Origin of the sequence: Hyphomonas sp., assembly GCF_040882205.1 — a bacterium.
Taxonomy (GTDB): Bacteria; Pseudomonadota; Alphaproteobacteria; order Caulobacterales; family Hyphomonadaceae; genus Hyphomonas.
In genome coordinates this window covers 1-3,361 of the sequence record NZ_JBBEBT010000208.1, presented here as the reverse complement: position 1 = coordinate 3,361, position 3,361 = coordinate 1, and the positions used below count along the sequence as shown (strand labels likewise).

Here is a 3,361-nt window from a genome sequence, read left to right as displayed (position 1 = left end):
GGGGCCCCGCGCACCTGCCCGTCGACAGAGGCAGACCTTAGGTCCGCCATCATCGCCGGAGTGCTTCAGGATGCGGGAAGAGGCGATGCGACCCGGTCGCCGGCGCACTTTCCGAATGATCGTGAGCTTTGGCAAAGATACCTGATCGCGTCGCCGGGGTTAGCCCTCCAGCGCGTCCTCGATGGCGGATTCCAGGAGTGGGATGTTGGCGCCTTCGATGTGTTGTTCGCCGATGAAGAAGCCGGGGGTGCCGCCGACCGCGAGGTCCTGGCCGAGGATCTTCATCTCGGACAGCTGCTGCTGGACCGCCATGGATTTCATGTCGGCGCGCATCCTGGCAACGTTGATGCCGGAGGCCTGGGCGACCTTGTCGATGCTGGCGTCGGTGAGGTCGTCGTTCGACTTGATGGCCATCAGGCCAACGTGCATCTCGAGGTACTTGTCCTGCTTGCCGGCGGCGAGCGCGGCGAGCGCAGCGGTTTCGCTGATGCCGCCGAAGATCGGCAGTTCCTTGAATACGATGCGGACCTGACCGTCATACTCTTCCGGCAGGGCACGGACCCAGTCGACCGAGCGTTTGCAATAGCCGCAGCGATAATCGAAGAACTCGACGACCGTGACCCTGGCGTCGGCCGGGCCAATCGAATAGTCGCTGGCGAGCGAGTAGAGCTTGTCGGCGTTCGAGTTGATCGCGGCCCTCGCAGCAGCGGCCTGGGCGACCTTCTCCTTTTCGCCCAGCGCGATCAGCGCCTCTTCGATGATCTCGGGATTTTCGATGATGTAATCACGGACGATCTTTTCGATCTCGGCCTTGCTGGCACCGGCGCCGGCGTCGGCGCAGGCAGGAAGCATCAGGGCGATGGCAGTCGCCGCGAGGGCGAGCAGCGGCTTTCGGAGGAGAGGCGTCATTCGGCGTTGGTCCCGTGGATTAAACTGGCCGGACTATAGGGATGTCCGCGCCCCCGTCCACCCTCGCTCACACAGGCGTTACCGGCGGTCTGTGACCGAAAAGTCGCCGAAAGGCAGGGTGCGGCCAGACGTTTCCAGCGACAGGCGTGAGCCACGGCCATAGCGCTCGTAGAAAACGCGGTTGTCCGGGTTGCTGGGATCGGTAATCAGGACGATGTCGTCCGCCCGGCGATAGTTGGTCGAGCCCTTGTCGAGCGATTGCGAGGCGCGCTTGGCGAAGGCATTGGCGCGGACAATGTCGCCGACCCAATAGGCGGCTTCGGCGGTGGCCAGCTGGGCTTCGGCGCGTCGGTTCTGGTTCTCGAAGGTGATGGCGAGCTGCGCCCAGGCGAAGGCATTGTCCGGCTCGGCAATCAGCGCGTCCCGAAGCGCCGTCTCGGCGGCAGCGGTGTCGCCTTCGCCATTCCGGGCGTTAAGTGAACGGGCATAGTTGATCAGCAGCAGCGGCTGGCCCGGCAGCAATTCGAGCGAGCGGGCATGCGGCTCTACCGACGCTGCGGCGCGTCCGCTCTCGAACAGGATCTGGCCCTTCAGTTCCTGGAAATAGGGGTTTTCCGGGTCTTCGGCGATCAGAGCGTCGGTATCGACGAGGGCGGTCTGGATATCGGAGGCGCGATAAGCTGAGATGGCGCGGGCATACCGCGCGGCCGAGCTTGTATTGCTGGCAGGATAGTCACGGCGCACTTTCAGGGGCGAGTCGAGGAAGCCCACCAGTTTGGCCCGCAACATTTCATACTGTTTCTGTTCACGCTCCGTAGGCTGAACATCCATTAGCCCCGTCGCCACTGCCAGCGTGCGCGCAGTGCGGATCCGGTCTGATGCCAGCGGGTGAGAGCGGAAATACGGATAGCGCTTTGCATCCGACAGCACTTCCTGGTACCGGAAATTCTCGAAGAACTCGACGATCCCCGCCGGAGACTGGCCAAGCGCTGACAGGTATTTCACGGCGGCAGCATCAGCGGCGGATTCTTCGGCGCGCGTATGAACGTAGAAGTTCAGGGCGGCGAACTGGCCGGCGCTGCCGATCAGGGCGGCGCCGGCTTCGCCGGCAGCGATGGCGAGGATGCCGAGGCCGATGGAGACGAGCGCGGGGCGCATCGCCACTTCACCGGCGCGCATGCGGGCAACGGTATGGCCGCAGGCGATGTGGCAGGTTTCGTGGCCGATCACGCCTTTGATCTGGCCGGGATTTTCCGCTTCGATCAGCAGGCCTGAATGCAGGTGGATCCGCTGTCCGTTCGCCACAAAGGCGTTCAGCGAGGGGTCATTGATAATGAACAGCTGCACGTCTTCCGGCACAAGACCGGCGACTTCGAGGATCGGGTCGGTCCACTCGCGCAGCGTTTCCTCGATTTCGGCGTCACGGATGAGGCCCTGGGCCGACGCGCTGAGCGCCAGTATGGCTGAGGCAGCAACAGCAGCGACCGAGCGGAACAGTGTTGCAGCCATCCAGAAACTCTCCGCAAACCGTCCAGACATCGCCTGGACAGAGACCAGAGCTAACTTAGGCGCTTAACCGCCCGAAAGCGAGGCTCGCCAGCACCGGTTACTGAATTGTCAGGTTTCGCCTGACGCGAATGTGAACGCCAGTTCGCGATCAAGGTTGACGCCCGTTTCGGTGCCCATAGGGGGGGCATCGGCATGCGGAACAAGTGCGTTGAGCTGCAGGCCCTGGCCTTCCAGCGTCAGGCGGATCAGCGGTCCGGTCAGGCGGCGGGCGGTCACCACGAGGCGCACGGGCGAGGCCGGCGCGATCTGGACGGCTTCCGGGCGGCATCCGAACAGGGCGCCGGAGCCCGGCGCCAGAGCCTGCCAGGCCACCGGCAGCAGGGCGCACGGCATGATATTGACGCTGCCGAGGGCACGGGCGGCGGCCAGGCTGGTCGGGCGGCGGTAGACATCGTCCGGCGTACCGGACTGAAGCAGGCGACCTGCAGAGAGGATGGCGATCCGGTCGGCGCTCTCCAGCGCTTCGGCGGGATCGTGCGTGACCATCAGCGCGGGGATTCCGGCGGAGCGGACGGCGGCGAGCGCGGCCTCCCGCACGCTGCCGCTGAGGGCCGGATCGAGGCCGGAGAAGGGCTCATCCATCAGGATCGCATCGGGCTGCGGCGCCAGGGCGCGGGCGATGGCGACGCGCTGCTGCTCGCCGCCGGATAGTTCATGCGGGTAGGCGCCGGCGCGGTGCGTCAGGCCCAGCAGGCCTATCCAGTGATCGATGCGGGCGGTGGCTTCAAGACGCGGCAGGTGTTTCAGGCCGAAGGCGACGTTGCGCTCTGCCGTCAGGTGCGGGAACAGGGCGAAGTCCTGGAAGATGAGGCCGATGCGGCGTTGTTCGGGCGGAATGGTTCGTCCGGGTACGGACAGCACGCGGTCGCCGAGCCGGATCTCG

3 protein-coding genes are annotated in these 3,361 nt (G+C 65.2%); all 3 read right to left on the bottom strand.

Annotation, left to right across the window (positions count from 1 at the left end):
* Window positions 1-159: 159 nt before the first annotated feature.
* Window positions 160-909, bottom strand: a complete 750-nt coding sequence (locus WEA77_RS08680; RefSeq protein ID WP_368067475.1) for a thioredoxin domain-containing protein — start codon at window positions 907-909, stop codon at window positions 160-162.
* Between the two features lie 78 nt (window positions 910-987).
* A complete protein-coding gene (locus WEA77_RS08675) occupies window positions 988-2,418 on the bottom strand; it encodes a M48 family metalloprotease (RefSeq protein WP_368067474.1) in 1,431 nt (476 codons plus the stop codon).
* A gap of 108 nt (window positions 2,419-2,526) precedes the next feature.
* On the bottom strand, window positions 2,527-3,361 hold an 835-nt coding region (locus tag WEA77_RS08670), incomplete at its 5' end, for an ABC transporter ATP-binding protein (RefSeq protein ID WP_368067473.1).

Coding starts and splice junctions, on each gene's coding strand:
- WEA77_RS08680 (WP_368067475.1), bottom strand. CDS start 909: ATGACGCCTCTCCTCCGAAAGCCGCTGCTCGCCCTCGCGGCGACTGCC.
- WEA77_RS08675 (WP_368067474.1), bottom strand. CDS start 2,418: ATGGCTGCAACACTGTTCCGCTCGGTCGCTGCTGTTGCTGCCTCAGCC.